General features: G+C 72.2%; 22 protein-coding genes. 16 read left to right on the top strand and 6 right to left on the bottom strand.

What is annotated here, in order from left to right; genetic code table 11:
- Window positions 1–11: 11 nt before the first annotated feature.
- The 3 genes from ACIP2X_RS27960 to ACIP2X_RS27950 form a co-directional block, all read right to left on the bottom strand.
- Window positions 12–1,394 (bottom strand): ferric reductase-like transmembrane domain-containing protein, encoded by a 1,383-nt coding sequence (locus ACIP2X_RS27960; protein WP_401677643.1) that lies wholly within the window; start codon window positions 1,392–1,394, stop codon window positions 12–14.
- Between the two features lie 79 nt (window positions 1,395–1,473).
- The gene (locus tag ACIP2X_RS27955; RefSeq protein WP_401677640.1) at window positions 1,474–2,187 is read right to left on the bottom strand and encodes a L,D-transpeptidase; all 714 of its coding nucleotides are present in this window, start codon (window positions 2,185–2,187) and stop codon (window positions 1,474–1,476) included.
- 65 nt (window positions 2,188–2,252) lie between these two features.
- Complete coding sequence (locus ACIP2X_RS27950) at window positions 2,253–2,855, bottom strand: pyridoxamine 5'-phosphate oxidase family protein (protein ID WP_401677637.1); 603 nt, start codon at window positions 2,853–2,855, stop codon at window positions 2,253–2,255.
- Window positions 2,856–3,118: 263 nt separating this feature from the next.
- Here ACIP2X_RS27950 and ACIP2X_RS27945 point away from each other — a divergent pair, with 263 nt between their 5' ends.
- The 5 genes from ACIP2X_RS27945 (at window position 3,119) to ACIP2X_RS27925 (ending at window position 9,103) form a co-directional block, all read left to right on the top strand.
- Window positions 3,119–4,312, top strand: a complete 1,194-nt coding sequence (locus tag ACIP2X_RS27945) for an argininosuccinate synthase (protein WP_401677634.1) — start codon at window positions 3,119–3,121, stop codon at window positions 4,310–4,312.
- Window positions 4,313–4,437: 125 nt separating this feature from the next.
- Entirely contained in the window at window positions 4,438–5,871 is a 1,434-nt protein-coding gene (argH, locus tag ACIP2X_RS27940; protein ID WP_401677631.1) for an argininosuccinate lyase, read from the top strand.
- Window positions 5,872–5,958: 87 nt separating this feature from the next.
- Window positions 5,959–6,930, top strand: a complete 972-nt coding sequence (locus ACIP2X_RS27935) for an aldo/keto reductase (RefSeq protein ID WP_401677628.1) — start codon at window positions 5,959–5,961, stop codon at window positions 6,928–6,930.
- 92 nt (window positions 6,931–7,022) lie between these two features.
- Window positions 7,023–7,574 carry a TetR/AcrR family transcriptional regulator gene (locus ACIP2X_RS27930; RefSeq protein ID WP_401677625.1) on the top strand — a complete coding sequence of 184 codons (552 nt, stop codon included), beginning with the start codon at window positions 7,023–7,025 and terminating at the stop codon, window positions 7,572–7,574.
- On the top strand, window positions 7,571–9,103 hold the full coding sequence (locus ACIP2X_RS27925) for an MFS transporter (protein ID WP_401677622.1): 1,533 nt from the start codon (window positions 7,571–7,573) through the stop codon (window positions 9,101–9,103). Before ACIP2X_RS27930 ends, ACIP2X_RS27925 begins: the two co-directional genes overlap by 4 nt.
- A 229-nt stretch (window positions 9,104–9,332) precedes the next feature.
- Here ACIP2X_RS27925 and ACIP2X_RS27920 read toward each other — a convergent pair whose 3' ends face one another.
- Window positions 9,333–10,007, bottom strand: a complete 675-nt coding sequence (locus ACIP2X_RS27920) for a lysophospholipid acyltransferase family protein (protein ID WP_401677619.1) — start codon at window positions 10,005–10,007, stop codon at window positions 9,333–9,335.
- A gap of 380 nt (window positions 10,008–10,387) precedes the next feature.
- On the opposite strand from ACIP2X_RS27920, the gene ACIP2X_RS27915 reads away from it, so the two are divergent.
- From ACIP2X_RS27915 to ACIP2X_RS27905, 3 genes are all read left to right on the top strand, one after another.
- The gene (locus ACIP2X_RS27915) at window positions 10,388–11,554 is read left to right on the top strand and encodes a glycerophosphodiester phosphodiesterase (protein ID WP_401677616.1); all 1,167 of its coding nucleotides are present in this window, start codon (window positions 10,388–10,390) and stop codon (window positions 11,552–11,554) included.
- Window positions 11,555–11,629: 75 nt separating this feature from the next.
- Window positions 11,630–12,136 carry an RNA polymerase sigma factor gene (locus ACIP2X_RS27910; protein WP_401677613.1) on the top strand — a complete coding sequence of 169 codons (507 nt, stop codon included), beginning with the start codon at window positions 11,630–11,632 and terminating at the stop codon, window positions 12,134–12,136.
- A gap of 44 nt (window positions 12,137–12,180) precedes the next feature.
- Window positions 12,181–12,678: a GNAT family N-acetyltransferase gene (locus ACIP2X_RS27905; RefSeq protein ID WP_401677610.1), complete on the top strand. Its 498-nt coding sequence runs from the start codon at window positions 12,181–12,183 to the stop codon at window positions 12,676–12,678.
- Here the strand turns inward: ACIP2X_RS27905 and ACIP2X_RS27900 are convergent.
- Together ACIP2X_RS27900 and ACIP2X_RS27895 are read right to left on the bottom strand one after the other, a co-directional pair.
- On the bottom strand, window positions 12,660–13,100 hold the full coding sequence (locus tag ACIP2X_RS27900) for a hypothetical protein (RefSeq protein WP_401677606.1): 441 nt from the start codon (window positions 13,098–13,100) through the stop codon (window positions 12,660–12,662). The genes ACIP2X_RS27905 and ACIP2X_RS27900 overlap by 19 nt on opposite strands.
- Complete coding sequence (locus ACIP2X_RS27895) at window positions 13,081–13,440, bottom strand: hypothetical protein (protein WP_401677603.1); 360 nt, start codon at window positions 13,438–13,440, stop codon at window positions 13,081–13,083. Before ACIP2X_RS27895 ends, ACIP2X_RS27900 begins: the two co-directional genes overlap by 20 nt.
- Before the next feature lie 69 nt (window positions 13,441–13,509).
- On the opposite strand from ACIP2X_RS27895, the gene ACIP2X_RS27890 reads away from it, so the two are divergent.
- The 8 genes from ACIP2X_RS27890 to cobA all read left to right on the top strand — a co-directional run bounded on the left by ACIP2X_RS27890 (window position 13,510) and on the right by cobA (window position 24,649).
- Window positions 13,510–14,160 carry an HAD family hydrolase gene (locus ACIP2X_RS27890; RefSeq protein ID WP_401677600.1) on the top strand — a complete coding sequence of 217 codons (651 nt, stop codon included), beginning with the start codon at window positions 13,510–13,512 and terminating at the stop codon, window positions 14,158–14,160.
- A 318-nt stretch (window positions 14,161–14,478) separates the two neighbouring features.
- The gene (locus tag ACIP2X_RS27885; protein WP_401677597.1) at window positions 14,479–15,522 is read left to right on the top strand and encodes a methionine ABC transporter ATP-binding protein; all 1,044 of its coding nucleotides are present in this window, start codon (window positions 14,479–14,481) and stop codon (window positions 15,520–15,522) included.
- The gene (locus ACIP2X_RS27880) at window positions 15,519–16,256 is read left to right on the top strand and encodes a methionine ABC transporter permease (protein ID WP_401677593.1); all 738 of its coding nucleotides are present in this window, start codon (window positions 15,519–15,521) and stop codon (window positions 16,254–16,256) included. The genes ACIP2X_RS27885 and ACIP2X_RS27880 overlap by 4 nt, the downstream gene beginning before the upstream one ends.
- 64 nt (window positions 16,257–16,320) lie before the next feature.
- Window positions 16,321–17,148 carry a MetQ/NlpA family ABC transporter substrate-binding protein gene (locus ACIP2X_RS27875; RefSeq protein ID WP_401677590.1) on the top strand — a complete coding sequence of 276 codons (828 nt, stop codon included), beginning with the start codon at window positions 16,321–16,323 and terminating at the stop codon, window positions 17,146–17,148.
- A gap of 137 nt (window positions 17,149–17,285) precedes the next feature.
- On the top strand, window positions 17,286–17,924 hold the full coding sequence (locus ACIP2X_RS27870; RefSeq protein ID WP_401677587.1) for a GNAT family N-acetyltransferase: 639 nt from the start codon (window positions 17,286–17,288) through the stop codon (window positions 17,922–17,924).
- Between the two features lie 122 nt (window positions 17,925–18,046).
- Entirely contained in the window at window positions 18,047–19,258 is a 1,212-nt protein-coding gene (cbiE, locus tag ACIP2X_RS27865) for a precorrin-6y C5,15-methyltransferase (decarboxylating) subunit CbiE (RefSeq protein WP_401677584.1), read from the top strand.
- Between the two features lie 346 nt (window positions 19,259–19,604).
- Complete coding sequence (gene cobT / locus ACIP2X_RS27860) at window positions 19,605–23,270, top strand: nicotinate-nucleotide--dimethylbenzimidazole phosphoribosyltransferase (RefSeq protein ID WP_401677581.1); 3,666 nt, start codon at window positions 19,605–19,607, stop codon at window positions 23,268–23,270.
- Window positions 23,271–23,416: 146 nt separating this feature from the next.
- Window positions 23,417–24,649: a uroporphyrinogen-III C-methyltransferase gene (gene cobA / locus ACIP2X_RS27855; protein ID WP_401677578.1), complete on the top strand. Its 1,233-nt coding sequence runs from the start codon at window positions 23,417–23,419 to the stop codon at window positions 24,647–24,649.
- The last annotated feature ends 62 nt before the right edge of the window (window positions 24,650–24,711 follow it).

Here is a 24,711-nt window from a genome sequence, read left to right as displayed (position 1 = left end):
TGACCCGTCGCTCACATCTCGAACGACTCGTGATGGATACGGCGGGCGGGGACCCCCGCGCCGCGCAGTGCCTCGTACACGGTCTGCGCGAAGCCGGGGGGCCCGCACAGGAAGACGTCGTGGCGCTCGATGTCCGGGATCTTCCGCTCGAGCGACTCCGCCGAGATGTCCGGCCGCTCGCCGTCCGGGCTGTTGACCGCGTACATGAGACGGGCGCCCCGCTCGTTGGCGATCTTCGCCAGCTCGTCCCACAGGGCCAGGTCCTGGGTGCTGTTGGCCCGGTACAGCAGCGTGATGTCACCGGCGGCGCCCGGCAGCGTCTCGAACAGCGCCCGCATCGGCGTGATCCCGACGCCGCCCGCGACCAGCAGCACCTTGCCGCGGCTGCGGCGCTGCGCGGTCAGCGCGCCGTAGGGTCCCTCGGCCCACACCCGGGTGCCGGGCTCCAGTTCGCGCAGCCGCGCGCTGTGGTCCCCGATCGCCTTCACGGTGATCCGCAGCATGTCGGGGCGGGGCGCCGCCGACAGCGAGTACGGATGGGAGCTGAACCGCATGCCCGGCGCCCGGAACCGCCACCGGAAGAACTGCCCCGCCTCCGCCCCCATCCGGTGCAGTTTCCGCCCGCTGATCAGCACCGACACGATGCCGGGCGTCTCCTCGACGACCGCCTCGACACGCATCCGGTGCCGCATGTTCAGCCGGACCGGGGTGATGACCCGGAACCACACCACCAACGCGGTGACCGCGCCGTACAGCCCGTACCAGAAGGTCTTCGCGAGGGGTTCGACGGCGAAGTCGTTGCCGGTGCTGATCTGGTGCCAGAACGTCAGGTACACCGCGGCGTACGTCATCAGATGGACGTGGTACCAGGTGTCGTACGGCATGAGGCGGCGGACCGGGCCGATCGAGACGAGGCCGATGAGCAGCAGCAGTCCGGTGCCGATGGCGGCCTTGCCCATGTCCGGCAGCTGGTTGACGGAGTCGACGGTCTGCTGGACGACGTCACCGAGGGTCTTGCCGGCCTGGAGGGCGTACCCCCACATGATGAGGAACACATGGGCGATGACCAGGCTCAGGGTGTACCGGCCGGTCATCGCGTGCCAGCGCGCCACCCGGTCGGAGCCCACCCGCCGCTCCAGCGCGGGAACCCGCGCCATCTGGAGCACCACCAGCGCCATCAGATACCCGGCGAGCAGCCCGGTGATCCGGCCGGCGTTGAGGATCCGCCCCGTGGTGTCGGCGACGGCCGGGGTGTTCCGCCACCACAGCCACAGCACCGCGGCGGCACCGACCCCCACGGCGAGCAGCAGCGGGACGGCGGGGGAGCGGCGCGGGCGGATGCGGCGCATGGTCTGACGCCGGGCGGCACGGCCGCCTGACAGCGTGGTGGTCACGGTTCCTCCGGGGACGGGGGCAACGGTTCGTCGTGGTCCCTTGGCCCAGAGATACGTGCGGTGGCGGCCGTGTGTTCAGTCAGTACCGGGTGATCGCGGTGGGTCCGCTCTCCGTGCCCACCGCGATGTGCGGCCTGCCGCGGGCCTTCGCCCACAGCAGGATCCGGCGCATGGCGTCCTCGGGCACCGCCACACAACCCGCCGTCGGCCCCGCGCCCCTGACGTGCAAAAAGATGCCGGCGCCGCGCCCGCGCACCGGCTTGGGGTAGTTGAAGCCGACGACCAGCGCGTGTGCGTACAGCGGTCCGTAGGCCACCAGGTGCTCGGCCTCCTGCGCCCGGCAGTCGGCGGGGCGGGGCTCGGTCCAGCGGTTGTAGGAGGTGGAGTCGTTGTCCTGGCACCACCATGAGTCCCGCCGCACGGGCCGGTACGTGTACGTCGTGCCGGCGGGCGCCGCCGCGATGCCGAAGGCGTACGGCAGGGTGAACAGCCCCGTGGGCGTGGTGTTCGTCCCCTGCTTGCGCGCCGCCCCCTCGACCAGCCCGTTCGCCCCGAAGCGGGCCGGCGCCGAACCGGCGCTCACCCAGTGCCCGTCCCGCCGGTCCCACCACGTCACCGTGCCCGTCGTGGAGGACGCGCCCGGCGCGACCGCGGTGATCAGCTGAGTGCCGGGACCGGTGTCGGCCATCCGGTCGGGCAGCGTGCCCTGCGGCGCGCGGGCGGCGCCGAGGAGGGAGGCGCAGACGAGGACGGAGACGGTGACGGAGACGGTGGGGGCGAGGGCGGGACGCATGCCCTCGACGCTAACGGCGGCCTTGGAACCCGGCAGTTCGGATGGTCCGTTCGGGCCGCGCACCCTCAGACGGGACGGTCCTCGTGCGTCACGGGAGCCAGCGGCAGGGGCACCCCCGGCAGGCCGTCGATGCTCGTGGCGATGTAATCCTTGCCCGCAAAGTAGGCGCTCAGCGAGGCGGTGTCCTCGCGCGCGAAGCGCCGGCCGTGCAGCTCGCGATCGCCGTCGTACGTCATCAGCGGCACCGCGAAGCCGCAGCTGTCGCGGACCAGTTCCGCCGTCACGACGACGATCGCGCGCAGCCCGTGCGCGCCCGGGTCGATGTCCGGGAAGTGGGCGAGCAGTTCCCCGAAGCGGTCGTCGTCACGGAAGACGGGCTCGCCGCGCCCGTGCACCCGGACGATGTTCGGCGGGCCCTGGAAGGCGCACCACATGAGGGTGATCCGCCCGTTCTCCCGCAGATGCGCGACCGTCTCCGCGTTGGAGCCCGCGAAGTCGAGGTAGGCGACGGTGAGTTCGTCGAGCACCACGAAGGAGCCCTTGAGTCCCTTGGGGGAGAGGTTGACCGTGCCCTCGCCGGAGAGCGGGGCGGTCGCGGTGAAGAAGAGGGGCTGCTCCTCGATGAACGTACGGAGCCTGCCGTCGATGCGCTCGTAGCTCTTTCCCATGAGGTGATTATCGGCAATGTTCGTTCGCCTGCCTAACGGTTTCCGGAACTCGCTCCGTGGCCGCCCCGGCCGGCGCTCCCACGGGGCGGCCACCACGCCGTCCCGCCACCTGGTGGCGGTCCGGACGCGGTGAGGAGTACGAGGGGGCGACGCCTCCCGTTCAGCCGGGGCGGGCCCACCCGTCCCCGATGCCGGAGATTGACGAAACATGCAGACTGCTGCATACTCATGCATGTCAGCGAATGCAGTGTGAGGAGAAACCCGTGACCGAGCGCGTCGTACTCGCCTACTCAGGCGGTCTGGACACCTCCGTCGCCATCGGCTGGATCGCCGAGGAGACCGGCGCCGAGGTCATCGCCGTTGCCGTGGACGTCGGCCAGGGCGGCGAGGACCTGGACGTCATCCGCAAGCGCGCCCTGGCGTGCGGTGCCGTCGAGGCCGAGGTCGCGGACGCCAAGGACGAGTTCGCCGAGGAGTACTGCCTCCCGGCGATCAAGGCCAACGCCCTCTACATGGACCGCTACCCGCTGGTATCCGCCCTCTCCCGGCCCACGATCGTCAAGCACCTCGTCGCCGCCGCCCAGAAGCACGGCGCCACCACGGTCGCCCACGGCTGCACCGGCAAGGGCAACGACCAGGTCCGCTTCGAGGCCGGCATCGTCGCCCTCGCCCCCGACCTGAAGTGCATCGCCCCGGTCCGGGACTACGCGATGACCCGCGACAAGGCCATCGCGTTCTGCGAGGAGAAGAACCTCCCGATCGCGACCACCAAGAAGTCGCCGTACTCGATCGACCAGAACGTCTTCGGCCGCGCCGTCGAGACGGGCTTCCTGGAGGACATCTGGAACGCCCCGATCGAGGACATCTACGAGTACACCCAGAACCCGGCGACCCCGCGTGACGCCGACGAGGTGGTCGTCACCTTCAAGGAGGGCGTCCCGGTCGCCGTCGACGGCAAGCCGGTCACCGTCCTCCAGGCCATCCAGCAGCTCAACGAGCGCGCCGGCGCCCAGGGCATCGGCCGGATCGACATGGTCGAGGACCGCCTGGTCGGCATCAAGTCGCGCGAGGTGTACGAGGCCCCCGGCGCGATCGCGCTGATCACCGCGCACCAGGAGCTGGAGAACGTCACCGTCGAGCGCGAGCTGGCCCGCTACAAGCGGCAGGTCGAGCAGCGCTGGGGCGAGCTGGTCTACGACGGCCTGTGGTTCTCGCCGCTCAAGCGCGCCCTGGACGGCTTCATCGACGAGGCCAACCAGCACGTCACCGGCGACGTCCGGATGACCCTGCACGGCGGCCGCGCGGTCGTCACCGGCCGGCGCTCCGAGGCCTCGCTGTACGACTTCAACCTCGCCACCTACGACACGGGCGACACCTTCGACCAGTCCGCGGCCAAGGGCTTCATCGACATCTACAGCCTGTCGTCGAAGATCGCCGCCAAGCGCGACCTCACCTGAGCGCATCAGGCCTTCGGGTCACCTCGCACGCATCAGCCTGACAGCCGCCTCCCCACCTGCAAGGGTGGGGAGGCGGCGGCACAGCGACGCCCGTGCCACACAGAAACCTCCGAGGAGCAACGCAAGTGAGCAGCAACAGCGGTGACGTACGGCTCTGGGGCGGCCGTTTCGCCGACGGTCCCGCCGAGGCCCTGGCGAAGCTGTCCGCGTCCGTCCACTTCGACTGGCGGCTCGCGCCCTACGACATCGCCGGATCGCGCGCGCACGCGCGAGTGCTCCACAAGGCGGGCCTGCTCACCGCCGACGAGCTGGGCCGGATGCTCGACGGACTCGACCGGCTCGAGGCGGACGTGGCCGCGGGCGACTTCGTCGGCACCGTCGCCGACGAGGACGTCCACACCGCCCTGGAGCGGGGCCTGCTGGAGCGCCTCGGCCCCGACCTCGGTGGCAAGCTGCGTGCCGGCCGGTCACGGAACGACCAGGTGGCGACGCTCTTCCGGATGTACCTGCGCGACCACGCACGCACGATCGGCGGCCTGATCGCCGACCTCCAGGACGCCCTGACCGGCCTCGCCGAGGCCCACCCGGACGTCGCCATGCCCGGCCGCACCCACCTCCAGCACGCCCAGCCGGTGCTCTTCGCCCACCACGTCCTCGCGCACGCGCAGTCCCTGTCCCGGGACGCCGAGCGCCTGCGCCAGTGGGACGAGCGGACGGCCGTGTCGCCGTACGGCTCGGGCGCCCTCGCGGGCAGCAGCCTCGGCCTGGACCCCGAGGCGGTCGCGAAGGACCTCGGCTTCGAGCACGGCAGCGCCGCCAACTCCATCGACGGCACGGCCTCCCGCGACTTCGCGGCCGAGTTCGCGTTCATCACGGCGATGATCGGGGTGAACCTCTCCCGGATCGCCGAGGAGGTCATCATCTGGAACACGAAGGAGTTCTCCTTCGTGACGCTGCACGACGCCTTCTCCACCGGTTCGTCGATCATGCCGCAGAAGAAGAACCCGGACATCGCGGAGCTGGCACGCGGCAAGTCCGGGCGTCTGATCGGCAACCTGACCGGCCTGATGGCCACCCTCAAGGCGCTGCCGCTCGCGTACAACCGCGACCTCCAGGAGGACAAGGAGCCGGTCTTCGACTCCATCGACCAGCTGGAGGTCCTGCTGCCCGCCTTCACCGGCATGATGGCCACCCTCACCGTGCACCGCGAGCGCATGGAGGAGCTGGCGCCGGCCGGCTTCTCGCTGGCCACGGACATCGCGGAGTGGCTGGTCAAGCAGGGTGTGCCCTTCCGGGTCGCCCACGAGGTGGCCGGCGAGTGCGTGAAGGCGGCCGAGGCCGAGGGCAAGGAGCTGGACGAGCTGACCGACGAGCAGTTCGCGAAGATCTCCGCCCACCTCACGCCCGAGGTCCGCACGGTCCTCGACGTCCCCGGCGCCCTCGCCTCCCGCGACGGCCGCGGCGGTACGGCTCCCGGCGCGGTCGCGATCCAGCTGGCCGAGGTGAAGGCGGACGTGGCGGGCCAGCACGCGTGGGCGGCGGCCAGGAACAAGCGGTAGGGCGACGCCCCGGCCTCTCGGGGGCGAAGGTCGTCGCGGGTTACGTTGGTCGCAGGCCGTACCGGAGCCGACCGAACGGAGCCCGCGATGCCCTTCGCCCGCCTGGCCGCAGCGACGACCCCCACCTGCCACATCGGACTGGGTCTCGCCGCCGTCGGCCGCCCCGGCTACATCAACCTCGGCCGGGAGCGGGACCTCGGCGAGGACCGCGGTGTCGAGGCACTGCGCGCCCGCACCCACGAGCTCCTCGACGCCGCCTACGCCCAGGGCGTGCGCTACTTCGACGCCGCCCGCTCCTACGGCCGCTCCGAGGAGTTCCTCGCCGGCTGGCTGAACGCCCACCCCGAGGCCGACGACGTCGTGGTCGGCAGCAAATGGGGCTACACCTACACCGCGGGCTGGTCCACCGACGCCGAGCGGCACGAGGTCAAGGACCACAGCCTCGCCGCCTTCGAGCGCCAGCGCGCCGAGAGCGCCGAACTGCTCGGCGACCGGCTCGACCTCTACCAGATCCACTCGGTGACCCCGGACAGCCCCGCCCTCACCGACAAGCAACTGCACGCCGCGCTCGCCGAGGCCGCCGCCCAGGGCGTGACCATCGGCTTCTCCACCAGCGGCCCCGCGCAGGCCGAGGCGATCCGGGCGGCGCTCGCGGTGACGGTCGACGGCGAGCCCCTCTTCCGTACGGTCCAGTCCACGTTCAACGTCCTGGAGACCTCGGCCGCCCATGCCCTCGCCGAGGCGCACGAGGCGGGCCTCACGGTGATCGTCAAGGAGGGCATGGCCAACGGGCGGCTCGCGGAGCCCTACGCGCCGGGAGGGTTGAAGGCCGTGGCCGCGGAGACGGGCCTCGGCTGCGACGCCGTCGCCCTCGCGCTGATCCTCGCCCGCCCCTGGGCGGGCGTCGTCCTCTCCGGCGCCGCGACCACCGGCCAGCTCGCCTCCAACCTGCACGCCTCCGTCGTGGACCTCGACGAGGACCAGCTGGCCCGGCTCGCCGTCCTGGCCGAGGACCCGCGCGTGTACTGGGAGCAGCGCGGGCAGCTGCCCTGGCACTGAGGACCGCACGGCGCACCTGCGCTCGACCCTGCCTATGAGGCACGCATGCCCAGAATGAGACAAGAATGTCTCACATGGGTTATCGTTGTCTCATGGCCGTCGATCGAGAGCACGTCCTGCGGACCGCCGCAGCCCTGCTGACCCGCAAATCCACCGCGACCATGGACGAGGTCGCCAAGGCCGCCGGGATCAGCCGGGCCACGCTGCACCGTCAGTTCGCCGGGCGCGACGCGCTCGTCCGGGCGCTGGAGGCGCTCGGCCTCGCGGAGTGCGAGAGCGCCCTGGAGGCGGCCCGGCTCGACGAGGGCAGCGCGAGCGAGGCGGTACGCCGGCTGGTGCGGGAGATCGAACCCGCGGCCGGACTCGTCGCCTTCCTCTACACGGAGAACCAGCTGTTCGAAGGGGACGAGCAGAACGCGGGCTGGGACCGGCTCGACGCCCGGATCTCGGCACTGTTCCGGCGCGGCCAGGACGCCGGCGAGTTCCGTATCGACCTGACCCCCACCTGGCTCACCGAGGCCCTCTACGGCCTGATCGCCGCCGCCGCCTGGTCCGTCCACGACGGCAGGGTGGCCGCGAACGACTTCCAGAACATGATCGTCGAGCTGCTGCTCGGCGGCGCCACCCGGAGAGAGGAATCATGACCAGCACCCTGCGGCCGGCGAACCCGGACGGGGCGGTGAGGCGCCCCGGCCGCTGGCTCGCGCTGTCCGTGCTCGTGCTCGCCGTGCTGCTGGTGGCCGTCGACGCCACCGTGCTCGGCCTCGCGACGCCCTACATATCCGAGGACCTCGCCCCGTCCGGCACCCAGCTGCTGTGGATCGGTGACGTCTACTCCTTCGTGATCGCCGGTCTGCTCGTCTCCATGGGCAGCCTCGGCGACCGCATCGGCCGCAAGCGGATCCTGCTGATCGGCGCCACGGCGTTCGGCGCGGTGTCGGTGCTCAACGCCTACGCGACCACGCCCGAGATGCTGATCCTGGCCCGGGCCCTGCTCGGTGTCGCGGGCGCGACCCTGATGCCGGCCACGCTCGCCCTCATCCGCAACCTCTTCCACGACCCGCGCGAGCGCAGCCTCGCCATCGGCATCTGGGGCGCCACCGCGTCGGCGGGTACGGCGGTCGGCCCGATCGTCGGCGGTTTCCTGCTGGAGCACTTCTGGTGGGGGTCCGTCTTCCTGATCAACCTGCCCGTGATGGCGGTCCTCGTCCTCGTCGGCATCAAGCTGCTGCCCGAGTCCAAGAACTCCAGCCCGGGCCCCTGGGACCTGCCCAGCGTCCTGCTGTCGCTGGTCGGCATGATCGCCGTGGTGTACGCGGTCAAGGAGGCCGCGACGCACGGGTTCGGCTGGCAGACCGTCGCCGCGGGCCTGCTGGGCGCCGCCGCGCTCCGCGGTTTCGTCCGGCGCCAGTTCACCCTGCCGGCCCCGCTGCTGGACATGCGCCTGTTCCGCAACCGCGGCTTCAGCGGCGCGGTGCTCGCCGACCTGCTGACCATCCTCGGCATGTCCGGCCTGGTCTTCTTCCTCTCGCAGTACCTGCAACTGGTGCAGGGCAGGAGGCCGTTCGAGGCCGGGCTCGCCGAACTGCCCGCCGCGATCGGCGCGGTGGCGGCCGGTCTGGTCGCCGGGCGGGCGGCACGGCGGTACTCGGTGCGGGCCGTGGTCGCGGGCGGACTCGCCGCCGTCGGCCTCGCGCTGGGCGCGCTGACCCTGATCGGCCAGCACACCGGCTATCCGCTGCTCGGCACGGCGCTGCTGGTCGTCGGTGTCGGCGCCGGGTTCTCGTTCACGGTGACCGCCGACGTGATCCTCGCGTCCGTGCCCAAGGAGCAGGCGGGCGCCGCGTCGGCCGTCTCCGAGACCGCGTACGAACTCGGCGCCGCCCTCGGCATCGCCCTGCTCGGCTCGATCGTGACCGGCGTCTACAAGGGCTTCACCGCGCCGCCGGGCACCCCGGAGGCCGCCCACGAGTCACTGGGCGGAGCAGTCGAGGCGGCGGCGGGCCTCCCGGCCCCCACGGCCGACACCCTGCTGGAAGCGGCCCGCCAGTCCTTCGTCGAGGGCCTGACCCTGGCCTCGGGCATAGGCGCCCTGGTCCTCCTCGCAGCAGCGGGAGCAGCCTGGTTCCTCCTCCGCCACCAAACCCTGGAAGACCCCCACCACCCCACGTAAACACCCGAGCCTCAGCACGCCGCCCGCGCCCCCGCCCCAGGGGCGCGGGGAACTGCGCGACAAGCCCCCACGCACCCGCAGCGGCGCCCCGGACGCCCCGCCCCGAGCCTCAAATCGCCGCCGACAACCTCACCCCCGGGGGCGCGGGGAACTGCGCGACCAGCCCTCACGCACCCGCACCCGAACAACCGAACCGCACCCCCACGACCCCCCGGCCCCACCAGCGGAGCTACGCCGCCTGCTTGGCCTTCGTGGCGTACATGTCCACATACTCCTGCCCCGACAACCGCATGACCTCCGTCATCACGGAGTCCGTCACCGCCCGCAGCACATACCGGTCCCGGTCCATCCCGTCGTAGCGCGAGAACTCCAGCGCCTCACCGAAGCGCACCGTCACCCGCGCCGGACGGGGGAACCCGGACCCGCCGGGCTGGATCCGGTCCGTCCCGATCATCGCGAACGGGACGACCGGAGCCCCCGTCATCAGCGTGAGCCGCGCGATGCCGGTCCGGCCCCGGTACAGACGGCCGTCGGGGGAGCGGGTGCCCTCGGGGTAGATGCCGAAGACCCTGCCCTCCTCCAGGATCCGGCGCCCGGTCATCAGCGCCGCGACCCCGCCCTTGCCGCCGTCGCGGTCGACCGGGATCATCCCGACGCCGGTGAAGAACCAGGCCATCAGCCGGCCCTTGAGGCCCTTCCCGGTGACGTACTCGTCCTTGCCGATGAAGAAGACCTGACGGTCGCAGACGAGCGGCAGGATCATCGAGTCGATGAACGTGAGGTGGTTGCCGGCCAGGATCACCGGGCCGTCGCCCGGGATGTGCTCCACGCCCTCCACCCGAGGGCGGAACATCAGGCGCATGATCGGACCGAGCACTGCCTTGATGAGCGCGAAGCGGGACAACGGGCCCTCCGGGGTCAACGGTTTCTGTATGAGTCTGTGCAGGTGAGGACGATACTCGCGGCCCCCGGGCAAAAGCACATCGGGGACATCGGGTTCACCGAGGTCTTACGCACTGTTGACGTGCGTTCACCTGCGGTGGCGTGTCGCAGCCTACGCGTAACCCGGCGGCGACGATGTGACCGACATCGCGTGGAGGCCGCTACCGACCGGCTACCCCCGCGCACGCCGCCGAAGCCGACGCCTCGTCACCTCGGCCGAACATACGGTCCTCATACGACATCCGTAGTCATCCACGCGTTCGAAATACAGCCTCCCGGCTGACACGTCGACACCCCTACGATCGGCCAGCACCATCGACGTTCACGGCAAGGAGGCCGCTGATGGCAACGCAGGAGTCGAACGAGCGGGAGCAGGCACCCACGGGGCGGCGGGCGCTTCTCGGTGCCGCAATGCTCGGCGCGGGTGGAGCCGTCCTCGGTCTGTCGGGCACGGCGAGAGCCGATGCGCGTCATGGAGGCCGAGGAATGAAGAGCCTGCCGGTGCCGACGATCGTCGGCCACCGTGGTGCCAGCGGTTACCGCCCCGAGCACACGCTCGGCTCGTACCAGCTGGCCCTGGACATGGGCGCCGACATCGTCGAGGCCGGCGACCTGGTCCCCACCAAGGACGGTCACCTCGTCTGCCGTCACGAGCCCGAGATCGGCGGCACCACGGACGTCGCCGACCACCGTGAGTTCGCCGACCGCAGGACCACGAAGATGCTGGACGGCGTCTCCACCACCGGCTGGTTCACCGAGGACTTCACCCTCGCCGAGCTGAAGACCCTGCGCGCCACCGAGCGCATCCCGGCCAACCGCCCGCACAACACCCTCTACGACGGCCGCTGGGAGATCCCCACCTTCGAGGAGGTGCTCCGCTGGCAGGACGAGCAGGCCCGCAAGCGGGGCAAGGAGGTCTGGATCTACCCCGAGCTCAAGCACCCCACCTACTTCCGCAAGCTGGGCCTGTCCCTGGAGGACCGGGTCGCCAAGGTGCTGCGCAAGTACCGCAGGGACCGCTGGAACTCGCCGGTCATCCTCCAGTCCTTCGAGCCCACCAGCGTCCAGCGCCTGCACAAGCTGGTCGACAACCCGCTCGTCGTGCTGCTGTCCGGCGCCACCACCCGTCCCTGGGACTTCGTGGAGACCGGTGACCCGCGCACCGTCGCCGACCTGATCAAGCCGGCCGGCCTGCGGGAGATCGCCTCCTACGCACAGGGCATCGGCCCGACCCTCGACCTGGTCATCCCGCGGGACGCCGCGGGCAACCTGACCCGGCCGACCACCCTCGTCGCCGACGCCCACAAGGTGGGCCTCAAGCTGCACCCCTACACGATGCGCAACGAGAACCCGTTCCTGCCCGCGGACTTCCGCGAGGGCACCGACGCGGACGCCTACGGCGACGTCTTCGGCGCCTACAAGGCGTACTTCGCCACCGGCATCGACGGCATCTTCACCGACCAGCCCGACACCGGCGTGCTGGCCCGCGAGGACTTCGTCAACGGCTGAGCCGCCCCACCCCGCTCGGGGTGACAGCCGGCCGCCCGGGCAACCCACCGCCCGGGCGGCCGCGTCGTGCCGCATATGACGCACGATCTGCTCACCGCGCTGCGCCCCCTGCTCGCCGCCGAGGCCTCGGCCGAGGCGCACGCCACCGGCGCCGAGCCGGGCGACCTGGAACAGGCGGTCTGGCTCCGCCTGCTGGAACACCTCGACTCCGGCGGCCCGCCCCTCGACCCCGAGCGCTGGCTGCGCCGCGCCGTCCGCTCCGAGGCCCGCCGCTCCCGCCGTACGAACCGACGCGAACGTCCGTACGAGACCGAGCCCGCCGACGAGGCCGAGGCCACCCCGGAGCGGCGCGCCCTCGACGCCTGCCGTGCCCGCGCCCTGCGCGCCGCGGTGCGCAGACTGCCCGGCAGGTGCCCGGCCCTGCTGGAGGCGCTGATGTCCCCCAAGGACCTCACATACCGGGAGATCGCGGGGGAGTTGGGTATCTCACAGGGGAGTCTCGGGCCGGAACGTTCCAGATGTCTGGGATGTCTGCGGCGATTGCTTGCGGCGGAGGTTGCGGCCCACCGGGCACGGGGATAGGAGTGGGGGACAATAGGCAACAGGTGAGCGGGAGGCGTGCACACATGGGCATGAGCGTGATCATCTCCGAGGCGACCGACCAGGACGTCGAGCAGATCTTCAAGCTGCAGTACCTGTGCTTCCAGAGCGAAGCGGCGCTCTACGGCAACTACCGCATCGACCCGCTCGTCCAGACGCTTGATTCGGTCCGTCAGGAGGTCGCCGAGGACTGCGTCTTCGTGGCCCGGCTCGGCGACGAGGTGATCGGCTCGGTGCGCGGCGCGGTCACCGACGACGGCGCCGCCGCCATCGGCCGCCTCTGCGTCCACCCCCGCCTCCAGGGGCACGGCATCGGCGCCCGCCTGCTGGGCGCGGCCGAGTCGGCCCTCGCGGAGCAGCGTGGCGCCAAGAAGTTCCGCCTGCACACCGGCCACCGCAGCGAGGGCAACCTCCGCCTGTACCGCAAGGTCGGCTACGAGACGGTGGGCACGTCGCAGGGCACCGACGGCGTACCCATGATCGTCCTGGAGAAGCAGGCGGGCGCCTACGTGGCGACGGCCTGAACCCTCCGTGCCTTCCGCAGCCACCACAGCGCCGAGACCGGCAACAGCACCGGGATGAACAGATAGCCCATGCCGAAGTCGGACCACACGGTCGCGTCCGGGAAGGCGCCGGGATCCACCAGCGTCCAGGTGCCGACGACCAGCACGCCCACCAGCTCGGCGGCGCAGCAGACCTGCGCCGCCCGGCGGGCCGTCTCCCCGCCGCGCACCAGCGTGTAGGTGATGAACCCGTACACCACGCCGGCCAGCGCCGACAGCGAGTAGGCGAGCGGCGCCCGGTCGAACTCCGTGGCGATCTGGTACGCGGAGCGCGACACGGCGCCCACGACCATCACGCCGTACAGCCACACCAGCAGCACCCCGGGTCCGCTGATCAGCCGCGTCCTGGCCCTCGTGGCCACCTCAGCCTCCCCAGATGTCATAGAGCCGCACCTCCAGCACGGCGAGCACCACGCCACCCGCGGCGACCGTCACCGAACCCCACTTCGACCGCTCGGCCAGCGACATGAACCCGGCGGCCGGGATGCAGGCGAAGGCGCCCAGCAGATACGCCACGAAGATCGTCGTCCCCTGGGCCGGCTCCTCGCCGCGCGCCAGCTGCACGATGCCGATCACCAACTGCGCCAGCGCCAGCACCGAGACCACGGCCATCCCGATGAAGTGCCAGTCCTTCGTCGGCTGGTCGCGGTACGCGGCCCAGCCGCACCACGCGCCGAGCAGCAGCGCGGCGACCGCGGTCGCCACCGTCAGGGCATCAAGCATGGGGCGACCCTATTACGGGCCAAAAGGCCTGATGCGGCCGCCCCCGGGCTGCCCCGTAGGGTCGAGGGCATGAAGATCCGCGCACAAGCCCTCCTGTTCGACAACGACGGCACCCTCGTCTCCTCCCTCGAATCCGTCCGCCGCTGCTGGACCCGCTGGGCGGGGGAGTACGGCATCACCGCCGAGCGCTTCGCGCGGATCGAACTGCATGGCCGCACCGCGGCCGAGATAGCCGCCGACCTGCTGCCGCCCGAGACCGTGCCGGAGGCCGTCGCGCGGATCGAGGCGCTGGAGGTGGAGGACGTGCCCCATGGCGGGGTACGTCTGCTCCCCGGCACCCACGACCTCCTCACCGCCCTGCCCGCCGACCGCTGGGCCGTCGTCACCTCGGCCACCCGCCGGCTGGCCGAGGCCCGTCTCGACGCCGTCGGCATCCTGCCCAAGACGCTGATCGCCGCCGACGACGTCACCCGCGGCAAGCCCGACCCGCAGCCCTATCTGCTCGGCGCCCGCGCGCTGGGTGTCGACCCGGCCGCCTGCGTCGTGTTCGAGGACGCCCCCGCCGGACTGCGCGCCGGCCGCGCCGCCGGGATGGCCACCGTGGCCTTGGCCACAACCCACCCCGCCCACGAGCTGACCGCGGACCTGGTGGTCGAGGACCTGTCGGCCCTGTCCGTGCTGGTCACCGCCGACGGCGTGGAGATCTCGGCCCGGGACTGAGCGCTGTCCACCGCTGTCCGCAATGCGGACAGCGGTTCCTGATTGCCTCCGTACGTCTGCTTTACTGATCGCATGACCACGACGAACAGCCGCATCCCTGCGACCGAGGCGACCCGCACGCCCGGCGCCGGCTGTATGTGTCGTCGAATGTGCGCCTTCTAGAGGGCCCCCGCACCCCCTGAGCCTCGCGCCCCGAAGCGAGCCGCCGTGGCATGTCCGTACCTCCTCGGCCGTACGTGACCCCTTGCCCCGCGCACCTCTTCCCTCCCGTACCAGGGCACACCCACGCCCGCGTACTCGACAGTGACGGAATCCCACGTGATCACCACATCGGGCCTCACCAAGGTCTACCGCTCACGCGGCCGCGAGGTCACCGCCCTGGACGGCGTCGACCTGCACGTCCGCGAGGGCGAGGTCTACGGCGTCATCGGTCAGTCCGGCGCCGGCAAGTCCTCACTGATCCGCTGCGTCAACCTCCTGGAGCGCCCCACCTCCGGCACGGTCACCGTCGCCGGCCAGGACCTCACGGCGCTCGCCGGGCGCGGTCCGCGCGCGGGACGGGAACTGCGCCGGGCGCGCAGCCACATCGGGATGGTCTTCCAGCACTTCAACCTGTTGTCCTCCCGGACCGTCCAGGACAACGTCGAGCTGCCGCTGGAGATCCTCGGAAAGTCGGGGAAGGAACGTTCCCGCAAGGCGCTCGAACTGCTCGACCTGGTCGGCCTCGCCGACAAGGCGAAGGCCTACCCGGCCCAGCTCTCCGGCGGTCAGAAGCAGCGCGTCGGCATCGCCCGCGCCCTGGCCGGCGACCCGAAGGTGCTGCTCTCCGACGAGGCCACCAGCGCCCTCGACCCCGAGACCACCCGCTCGATCCTCAAGCTGCTGCGCGACCTCAACCAGCAGCTCGGCCTGACCGTCCTGCTCATCACGCACGAGATGGACGTCGTCAAGAGCGTCTGCGACTCGGCCGCGCTGATGGAGAGGGGCCGCATCGTCGAGTCCGGCACCGTCAGCGAGCTGCTGGCCACCCCGGGCTCGGAACTGGCCTCCGCGCTCTTCCCGGTGGGCGGCGAGGCCTCCGCCGACGACCGCACCGTGCTCGACGTCACCTTCCACGGTGAGTCGGCCACGCAGCCGGTCATCTCCCAGCTGGCCCGCACCTACAACATCGACATCTCCATCCTGGGCGCCGCGATCGACACCGTCGGCGGCCTCCAGGTCGGCCGGATGCGCATCGAACTGCCCGGCCGCTACGAGGACAACGTCGTACCGATCGGGTTCCTGCGGGAACAGGGCCTGCAGATCGACGTGGTGGGTGTCTCGGACGACGCGCCCCTGCTGGTGAAGGAAGGTGCCAAGTGACCTGGTCCGAGATGCGGCCGCTGCTGGAGCAGGCCTGTACCGAGACGCTGATCATGGTCGGCTGGTCCACCCTGATCGCCGTCGTCCTCGGCCTGCCGATCGGCGTCCTGCTCGTCCTCACCGACAAGGGCGGCCTGCTGCAGAGCACCGTCCTGAACAAGGTCATCGGGCAGATCGTGAACGTCGGCCGCTCCCTGCCCTTCATCATCCTGATGGTGGCGCTGATGAGCTTCACCCGCTGGGTCACCGGCACCACCATCGGCAGCGGGGCCGCCATCGTGCCGCTCGCCATCGGCGGCATCCCCTTCTTCGCCCGCCTCGTCGAGACGGCCGTCCGCGAGGTGGACCACGGACTGGTCGAGGCCGTCCAGTCGATGGGCGGCAACAACTGGACCATCGTCCGCAAGGTCCTCGTCCCCGAGGCCCTGCCGTCCCTGATCGCCTCCACGACGACCACGGTCATCGCCCTCATCGGCTACTCGGCCATGGCCGGCACCGTCGGCGGCGGCGGGCTCGGCGACCTCGCCGTCCGCTACGGCTACCAGCGCTTCGAGACCGGACTGATGTGGATCACGGTGGCGGTCCTCGCCGTCGTCATCTCGCTCATCCAGTTCGCCGGCGACCACGCGGCCCGCTCCCTGCACCACCGCGGCGCCCGCTCCGGCCCCGCACCGAGGCTGCGCCTGCTGAAGGCGAAGGAGCCGGCCACGGCCGACGTGGACAGGGTCGCCTGACCCCCCCAAGAACCCCCCGCACACCACCGCGGGGTCGCACCACCCTTAAGGAAAGGCACTTTTCGTGCGTAACACCGCCAAGATCACCGCCGCCGCACTCGCCGCCGGAGCCCTCACCTTCGGGCTCACCGCCTGCGGGTCCGGCCAGGACGCCGCGTCCGACACCTCGGGACCGCTGGTCGTCGCCGCGACGCCCGTCCCGCACGCCCAGGTCCTCAACTACGTCAAGGACAACCTGGCCGAGAAGGCCGGGCTGGACCTCGAGGTCAAGGAGTTCACCGACTACGTCACGCCGAACACGGCGACGGAGGACGGCTCCGTGGGCGCCAACTACTTCCAGACCGCGCCCTACCTCGAGGACTTCAACAAGAAGAACGGCACCCACCTGGTGTCCGTCGCCTCGGTGCACCTCGAACCGCTCGGCCTGTACTCCGAGAAGACCGACAAGGTCGGCGGCCTGAAGAACGGCGCGACCATCGCCGTCCCCAACGACACCGTCACCGAGGCGCGCGCCCTCCAGCTGCTCGCCGCCAACGGACTGCTCACCCTCAAGGACGGCGTCGGCACCTCGGCCACCACCGCCGACATCACCGAGAACCCGAAGAACCTCAAGTTCAAGGAGCTGGAGGCGGCCCTGACGCCCCGCGCCCTGAAGGACGTCGACGCGGCCGTGATCAACGGCAACTACGCCCTGGAGGCGGACCTCAAGCCGGCCCAGGACGCCCTCGTCCTGGAGTCCCCGGACAACAACCCGAACGTCAACCTCCTCGTCGTCAAGGAGGGCAACGAGGACGACCCGCGGGTGCGTAAGCTCGCGAAGCTCCTCACCTCCCCCGAGGTCAAGAAGTTCATCGAGAAGGAGTACGCCGGCTCGGTCATCGCCTCCTTCTGAGCCACGCCTCCCCTCGTGCGCACCCGGGATTCACTCCCTCACACGGAGTGGACCCCGGGTGTGTGGTTGAGTGCTTTCATGCTGCATGCTGGGCAGTTCAGCAGTCCCTGACGGTTCGAAGGTTATGGAGCGACGTCATGACGAGCACCTTCCCCAGCATCTCCATCAGCACGGAGCGGTTGGTGCTGCGTCCGCTCGACGAGGACGACGTACCCGCCCTCGCCGAGATGATGAACGACGAGCAGGTGCTCGCCTGGACCGATGTGCGGCTGCCCTTCACCGAGGACGGCGCGCGCGCCTGGATCACCCAGCAGGCCCCCGCCGAGCGGGCCCGCGGACGCGGCGTCGCCCTCGCCGTCACCGAGTTCCTCACCCAGCGCCTGGTCGGCCTGATCCAGCTGACCCGCACCAACTGGCACGTGCGCTCCACCGAGCTGTCGTACGTCGTCGCGCCCTGGGCCCGCGGCGAGGGCTACGCCTCCGAGGCGGCGCTCGCCACCGCCGGGTGGCTCTTCCACGACCAGAAGTTCGAGCGCATCGAGCTGCGCACGGCGGCCGACAACACCGCCTCCCAGCAGGTAGCCCAGAAGATCGGCTGCATCAGCGAGGGCGTCCTGCGCGGCGCCTGCATAGCGCGCACCCGCACCGACGACGGCGGCTGGACCGAAGTACGCACCGACTACATCGTCTGGAGCCTGCTGCCCGAGGACCTTGAGGGGGCGGGCGAGCAGCTGGCGGACACCGGCGGATTCACGTCCTACTCCGACTGGAACTGAGCCGGGAACCGAGCGCGCGGGGAAGGCGCCCGAGCGCCCCCGGACGTCACCAGGTACTCTCACGGAGCCCGCCCGCGGGCTGCCCCCGACGACCTGCGCGAAACTCCAGGAGACTGACGACGATGGCCGACCGGGTCACGGTGATCGGCTGGGACGGCTCTCCACTGACCGCCGCGGCACGCGGAGCCCTGGGCGCCGCCACCCTCGTGGCAGGTGCCGGACACCACCTGGCGTTGCCCGAGGTGCCGCCAGGAGCCGAGCGCATCAGGCTCGGCAGCGTCGCCCTCGCCGCCCGCCGGATCGCCGCCCATCGCGGCACCGCCGTGGTCATCGCCGACGGCGACCCCGGCTTCTTCGGAGTCGTCCGTACGCTGCGGGCCCCCGAGTTCGGCCTGGAGGTCGAGGTCGTCCCCGCGGTCTCCTCCGTGGCCGCCGCCTTCGCCCGCGCGGGCATGCCCTGGGACGATGCCCAGGTGGTCGTCGCCCACCCCCGCACCCTGCGACGCGCGGTGAACGTGTGCCGCGCCCACCCCAAGGTCGCGGTCCTCACCTCACCAGGCGCCGGTCCCGCCGAGCTCGGTCTGCTCCTCGACGGCATCCACCGCACGTTCGTCATCTGCGAGGAACTGGGCACCGCCCGCGAGCAGGTCACCGTCGTCACCTCCGACAAGGCCGCCGACCACACCTGGCGCGACCCCAACGTCGTCATCGTCATCGGCGGCCCCGCCGCGGCCCAGGAGGGCGGCGGCTGGATCGCCGGCCGTGAGCCCGGCGCGGGCCCCCGTGGCTGGACGCTGCCGCCCGAGGCGTACGACGGTGCCCTCGGGGAGGGCGAGAGCGAACCGCTGCGCGCGGCCCAACTAGCCCGCCTCGGACCTCGCGTCGGCGACCTCGTGTGGGACATCGGCTGCGGCAGCGGCGCCTTCGCCACCGAGGCCGCCCGCGCCGGCGCCGCGGTCATCGCCGTCGACCGGGACCGCGGGGCCTGCGGCCGCACCGACGCCGCCGCGCGCCGTTTCGCGGTCCAGCTCCAGATCGTCCACGGCACCGCCCCGCACGTCCTGGAGAACCTGCCCGAACCCGACGTCGTGCGGGTCGGCGGCGGGGGAGCGGCCGTGGTCTCCGCGGTCGCCGACCGGCGCCCCCAGCGCATCGTCACCCACGCCGCCACGCGTGACGCGGCCGAGATCATCGGCCGTGACCTCGCCGAGCACGGCTACGAGGTCGAGTGCGCCCTCCTGCAGTCGGTGGAACTCGACACCCGGTCCTGGACGGAGAAGGAGCGGAGCGTCGCGTTCCTGCTCACCGGAGTTCTGCCGGATCGCGCCCCGTGATCCGTTTGTCGTACTGCGCGCGGTAGGCTGGCCGATCGTTGTACCGCACTCGGACGCCCGGCGCTTCGTCGGTCAATGTCCGGAAAACATGCTCGTTTTGGGGTGGGTGTGGTACGGCAGAACCCGAGGACGCGCAACGTGGCGCAGTCCACAGCGGGCCGTCGCGAATGAGGCTGACGCGGCGGTGGAACGGCCGCGACAATGCCACTGAATGGCTTTGTCGCCTTTTCCGGCGGGTCGTTCGTGCCGCTGGGCACGCGCGCTCGTTCTTCACGGCGGGGCGGTCGGTGCGCCGTTCCGGGTGAGCTGGACGTAGGAGCATCAACCGATGGGCGAGGGGTTACGCATGACCGACACCGGCCAGGTCCCGGGCGAGGGGCTGCCGGAGAACGCAGGCCCGGCGCAGCAGCCGGGCGTCTCCGTTCCCGGCGCGTACGCCTACGTCTCCGAGGCATCCGCCGAGGAGGAGGACCTGCTGCTGCCGGGCGCGCAGGGGGCCTGGGGGAACGAGGTGGCCCCGCCCGCGCCCGAGCCGGTGGTCGAGGCCGTCCACGAACCCGGCGCGCACGAGATGTCCGGCCGTGACAGCGGCTCGGTCGACCTGAACGGTGTACGCCTGCCGGGCCCTGCGCCCGCCGCACAGGCACCGGCGCCCACCCCCGCACCGCGCCGTCCGCTGCACCTGGGCCCGCCCATCCCCGACGCCTCCGCGAGCCCGGTCCGCTCCCTCGCCGACCGCGGCCCGGCCGGCGCGCCGGTCCGGCAGATGGGGCCGCCCACCATCGGACCCGAGTACCTGGACGTCCCGCCCGTGCGGGAGACGCCGCGCCAGGGCGCGGTGTCGCAGACCGCCACGCCCTGGGAGGACGCCGCCCGGCACGCCGCGCCGCAGCCGCCGGTGGGCGCGGAGGGCGCCCCTGCGGAAACGGTTGTTCCGGTCGCCGTCCCGGCGGGGCACGTGTACGAGCACGCGCACGCCCAGGCCGTGGGTGAGCCGCTGGCACAGACGCCGGTCCTGACCGAGCCGCAGGACCAGGGCGAACCGCAGGCCCCGAGCGAGCTGCAGCAGGCCGAGGTGTACGCGCAGGCCGTGGCACACGCGCAGTCGACGGCCGGCGCCCACCCGCACGGCGAGGCGCACGCGCCGGGCAACACACCCGCGCCTGCCCAGGCGGAGGCTTCCGCGCCCGCCGAGGCGCCGGTGCATGCCGCGTCCGAGCCCCTCGGGGCGGCGCAGGCCGCGATGGCGCGCATCGCCGCGGAGACGGGCGCGCCCGGCACGCCGGTTCACGGCGAGCCCGCCACCGCCGAGGCGGAGGACGTCGTCGCACCGGCCCTCGGCCCCGACGCGGGCACGGAGGCGGCCGTTCCGGCGCAGCAGGGCGCCGGCCCCGAAGAGCAGCCGTTCGTCCCGGACGCCGGCGAGCCGCCGAGCGCCCCGGTCGCGGAGGAGGCTGCGCCGCTCGCCGAGCCCTTGTCCGCTCCCGAGCCCGAGCAGCTTCCCGAAGCCCCGCAGCAGCCGTTCGCCGACGCCGCCGAGGAAGCCCCGGCCGCCCCGCCCGCGCCCGCCCCGGAGTCCGTGGGACAGCCGGAGCACGTGGTGGCGCAGGCCCAGGACGCGGGGACGACCGGGACCGTGCCCGCGCCCGAGGCGGGTCCCTTGGCGCCCGACCTGGCCCAGGCCCCGGAGCCGCAGGCCGTCGCCGAGCCGGTCGTACCGGCCGCCGCCCTCGCCTCCGTGGAGCAGCCCGTCGCCGCGGACGAGGCGGCGGAGGCCCAGCCTGTCCCGTACCCGGAGGGCGCCGCCTCCGAGGCCGACCCCGGCACGCCGCTCGCGCCGCCGCAGGACATCGCGCCCGGCGCCGTCCCCGAGCAGCAGCGGCCCGATCACTCGCTCGGTCAGTTCGTCCCGGTCGAGGGCACCGTGCCGACGACCCCGCACCTCGCGCCCACCCCGCCGCACCCCATCGTCCTCCCCGCCCAGGAGCAGGCGCCGGAGCCCGCCGCTCAGCCGGAGCCCGCCGTACAGCCGGAGTCCGCCGCTCAGCCGGAGGGCCTGGTCATGGTCCCCGGGCCCCGCGAGGCCGACCCAGCCCCGGGCCCCGACCCCGTACAACTGGTGCAGAGCGCGGACGACCTGGACACCCGGGCGGCCGACCAGGAGGACCAGCGGGAACTGCTCGCCCCCCTGCACCCGCAGGGCCCGCAGGGCCCGAACGACCCGCACGACCCGCACGAAATGAGCACGGCCCTCGTGGCAGAAGCACAGCAGCCCAGCGGCCCCGCCGCGCCCGCCTACGACGACGCCGAGCGCGAGGCCGTCCTGAAGGTCATGCGCGAACGGCGCGACATCCGCAACGGGTTCCGCTCCGATCCCATCCCGCACGAGGTGCTGCTGCGCGTCCTGGAGGCCGCCCACACCGCGCCCTCGGTCGGACACTCCCAGCCCTGGGACTTCGTCGTCATCCGGTCCGCCGAGACCCGGCGCACGATGCACGAACTGGCCATGCGCCAGCGCGAGGCCTACGCCAAGTCCCTCCCGAAGGGCAGGGCGAAGCAGTTCAAGGAACTGAAGATCGAGGCCATCCTCGACACCCCGGTGAACATCGTCGTCACCGCCGACCCGACCCGCGGCGGCCGGCACACCCTCGGCCGCCACACCCAGCCGCAGATGGCCCCGTACTCCTCCGCGCTCGCGGTCGAGAACCTCTGGCTGGCCGCCCGCGCCGAGGGCCTCGGTGTCGGCTGGGTCAGCTTCTTCGACGAGCGCGAGATGGTCCGGACGCTGGGCCTGCCCGAGCACCTGGAGGTCGTCGCCTACCTCTGCGTCGGGTACGTCGACGAGTTCCCGGAGGAGCCCGAGCTGATGCAGGCGGGCTGGTCCAAGCGCCGCCCGCTGTCCTGGGTCGTCCACGAGGAGACGTACGGCCGCCGGGCCCTGCCGGGCGAGGAGCCGCACGACCTGCTCGCCGAGACCGTCGCCCAGATCCGGCCGCTGGACGCCAAGGCCCTCGGCGAGGCGTGGGAGCGGCAGAAGCGGATGACCAAGCCGGCCGGGGCGCTCGGCATGCTGGAGATCATCTCCGCCCAGCTGTCCGGCCTGTCCCGGCAGTGCCCGCCGCCCATCCCGGAGCCCGCGGCCGTCGCGATCTTCGCGGGCGACCACGGTGTGCACGCCCAGGGCGTGACCCCCTGGCCGCAGGAGGTCACCGCCCAGATGGTGGCCAACTTCCTCGGCGGGGGAGCGGTCTGCAACGCGTTCGCGAGCCAGGTGGGCGCCGAGGTCTGCATCGTGGACGTGGGTGTCGCCGCGGAGCTCCCGTCCACGCCGGGCCTGCTGCCGCGCAAGATCCGCCCGGGCACCGGCGACCTGACCACCGGCCCCGCGATGACCCGCGAGGAGGCCAGGCAGGCCATCGAGGTGGGTATCGAGACGGCCCGCGACCTGGTGGCGGCGGGCAACAAGGCCCTGCTCACCGGTGAGATGGGCATCGCCAACACCACCGCGTCCGCCGCCCTGATCTCCGTCTTCACGGGCGCGGACCCGGCGGAGGTCACCGGCCGGGGCACCGGCATCAACGACGAGACCCTGGCCCGCAAGACCGAGGTCGTCCGCCGCGCCATCGAACTGCACCAGCCGGACCCGGCCGACCCCATCGGCGTCCTCGCGGCGATCGGCGGCCTCGAACACGCCGCCATCGTCGGCCTCCTCCTCGGCGGCGCGTCCCTGCGGACGCCGGTGATCCTGGACGGCGTCAGCGCCGGCGCCGCGGCCCTGGTCGCCCGCGCCATCGCCCCGGAGGTCCTCGCGGCCTGCATCGCCGGCCACCGCAGCGCCGAGCCCGGCCATGTGGCCGCGCTGAACAAGCTGGGCCTGCGTCCCCTGGTCGACCTCGACCTCCGTCTCGGCGAGGGCACGGGCGCGCTGCTGGCCCTGCCGCTGGTCCAGAGCACCGCCAGGGCGATGCACGAGGTGGCGACGTTCGACTCGGCGGGTGTGACCGAGAAGTAGGCACCCTGGGCAGGAAGAGCCGGGTGGGCGCACCGTAGCCCCCACCCGGCCCCCGTCGTACGCTGAACGCACTCTAAAATCCGCACGTCAGGGCAGCTCCGGAGCCGTAGCGCCCATCGCACGCCCGCACGAGGAGCCGTACCCTCATGGCCGAACACCCCGCCTACCCCGTAGGCCTCCGCCTCGCCGGCCGCCGTGTGGTCGTCCTCGGTGGCGGCCAGGTCGCCCAGCGCCGCCTGCCCGCCCTGATCGCGGCAGGCGCGGACGTCCTCCTCGTCTCCCCGGCCGCGACGCCCTCGGTCGAGGCCATGGCGGACACGGGCGAGATCACCTGGGAGCGGCGGCCCTACGCCGAGGGGGACCTGGCCGACGCCTGGTACGCCCTGATCGCCACCAGCGACCACGAGGCGAACACCCACGCCTCGGCCGAGGCCGAACGCCACCGCGTCTGGTGCGTTCGCTCCGACGACGCAGACGCCGCCACCGCCTGGACCCCGGCCACCGGCCACAGCGAAGGCGTCACCGTCGCCGTCCTCACCACGGACACCAGGTCACGCGACCCCCGGCACACCGCAGCCATCCGCGACGCGGTCGTCGAGGGCCTGCGCGACGGCACTCTCGTCGCCCCGCACCACCGCACCCGCACCGCCGGGGTCGCCCTGGTCGGCGGCGGCCCGGGAGACCCGGACCTGATCACCGTGCGCGGCCGCCGCCTGCTCGCCGAGGCCGACGTCGTCATCGCCGACCGCCTCGGCCCCCGCGACCTCCTCGCCGAACTGCCCCCGCACGTCGAGGTGATCGACGCGGCGAAGATCCCCTACGGCCGCTACATGGCCCAGGAGGCCATCAACAACGCCCTGATCGAGCACGCCAAGCAGGGCAAGTCCGTCGTACGCCTCAAGGGCGGCGACCCGTTCGTCTTCGGCCGGGGCATGGAAGAGGCCCAGGCGCTCGCCGAGGCCGGCATCCCGTGCACGGTCGTCCCCGGCATCTCCAGCTCCATCTCGGTCCCCGGCGCGGCCGGCATCCCGGTCACCCACCGGGGGGTCGCACACGAGTTCACCGTGGTCAGTGGTCATGTCGCCCCTGACGACGCGCGCTCCCTGGTCGACTGGGCGTCCCTCGCCAAGCTCACCGGCACGCTGGTGATCCTGATGGGCGTCGACAAGATCGGCAGCATCGCCGAGACCCTCATGGCGCACGGCAAGCCGGCCGGCACCCCCGTCGCCCTGGTCCAGGAAGGCACGACGGCCGCCCAGCGCCGCGTCGACGCGACGCTCGCGACCGTCGCCGAGGCCGTGCGTGAGCAGGAGGTCAGGCCGCCGGCCGTGATCGTCGTCGGCGAGGTCGTCGGCGTCGGCCCGCGGACCCCCGCGTAACCCCGGGTAACCCAACCCGTTCCGAGCCGTTGGCACCGTACGCACGACAAGGCAGTATCACT

Source organism: Streptomyces sp. NPDC089424 (genome assembly GCF_044749345.1).
Taxonomy (GTDB): domain Bacteria; phylum Actinomycetota; class Actinomycetes; order Streptomycetales; family Streptomycetaceae; genus Streptomyces.
This window is presented reverse-complemented; position numbering and strand designations above follow the sequence as displayed.

Excerpts from the sequence above, each read along its gene's own strand:
- ACIP2X_RS27955 (WP_401677640.1), bottom strand. The coding sequence starts at position 2,187 with ATGCGTCCCGCCCTCGCCCCCACCGTCTCCGTCACCGTCTCCGTCCTC.
- ACIP2X_RS27950 (WP_401677637.1), bottom strand. The coding sequence starts at position 2,855 with ATGGGAAAGAGCTACGAGCGCATCGACGGCAGGCTCCGTACGTTCATC.
- ACIP2X_RS27935 (WP_401677628.1), top strand. The coding sequence starts at position 5,959 with ATGCCCTTCGCCCGCCTGGCCGCAGCGACGACCCCCACCTGCCACATC.
- ACIP2X_RS27930 (WP_401677625.1), top strand. The coding sequence starts at position 7,023 with ATGGCCGTCGATCGAGAGCACGTCCTGCGGACCGCCGCAGCCCTGCTG.
- ACIP2X_RS27925 (WP_401677622.1), top strand. The coding sequence starts at position 7,571 with ATGACCAGCACCCTGCGGCCGGCGAACCCGGACGGGGCGGTGAGGCGC.
- ACIP2X_RS27915 (WP_401677616.1), top strand. The coding sequence starts at position 10,388 with ATGGCAACGCAGGAGTCGAACGAGCGGGAGCAGGCACCCACGGGGCGG.
- ACIP2X_RS27910 (WP_401677613.1), top strand. The coding sequence starts at position 11,630 with ATGACGCACGATCTGCTCACCGCGCTGCGCCCCCTGCTCGCCGCCGAG.
- ACIP2X_RS27905 (WP_401677610.1), top strand. The coding sequence starts at position 12,181 with ATGGGCATGAGCGTGATCATCTCCGAGGCGACCGACCAGGACGTCGAG.
- ACIP2X_RS27900 (WP_401677606.1), bottom strand. The coding sequence starts at position 13,100 with ATGACATCTGGGGAGGCTGAGGTGGCCACGAGGGCCAGGACGCGGCTG.
- ACIP2X_RS27895 (WP_401677603.1), bottom strand. The coding sequence starts at position 13,440 with ATGCTTGATGCCCTGACGGTGGCGACCGCGGTCGCCGCGCTGCTGCTC.
- ACIP2X_RS27890 (WP_401677600.1), top strand. The coding sequence starts at position 13,510 with ATGAAGATCCGCGCACAAGCCCTCCTGTTCGACAACGACGGCACCCTC.
- ACIP2X_RS27870 (WP_401677587.1), top strand. The coding sequence starts at position 17,286 with ATGACGAGCACCTTCCCCAGCATCTCCATCAGCACGGAGCGGTTGGTG.
- cbiE (WP_401677584.1), top strand. The coding sequence starts at position 18,047 with ATGGCCGACCGGGTCACGGTGATCGGCTGGGACGGCTCTCCACTGACC.
- cobT (WP_401677581.1), top strand. The coding sequence starts at position 19,605 with ATGACCGACACCGGCCAGGTCCCGGGCGAGGGGCTGCCGGAGAACGCA.
- cobA (WP_401677578.1), top strand. The coding sequence starts at position 23,417 with ATGGCCGAACACCCCGCCTACCCCGTAGGCCTCCGCCTCGCCGGCCGC.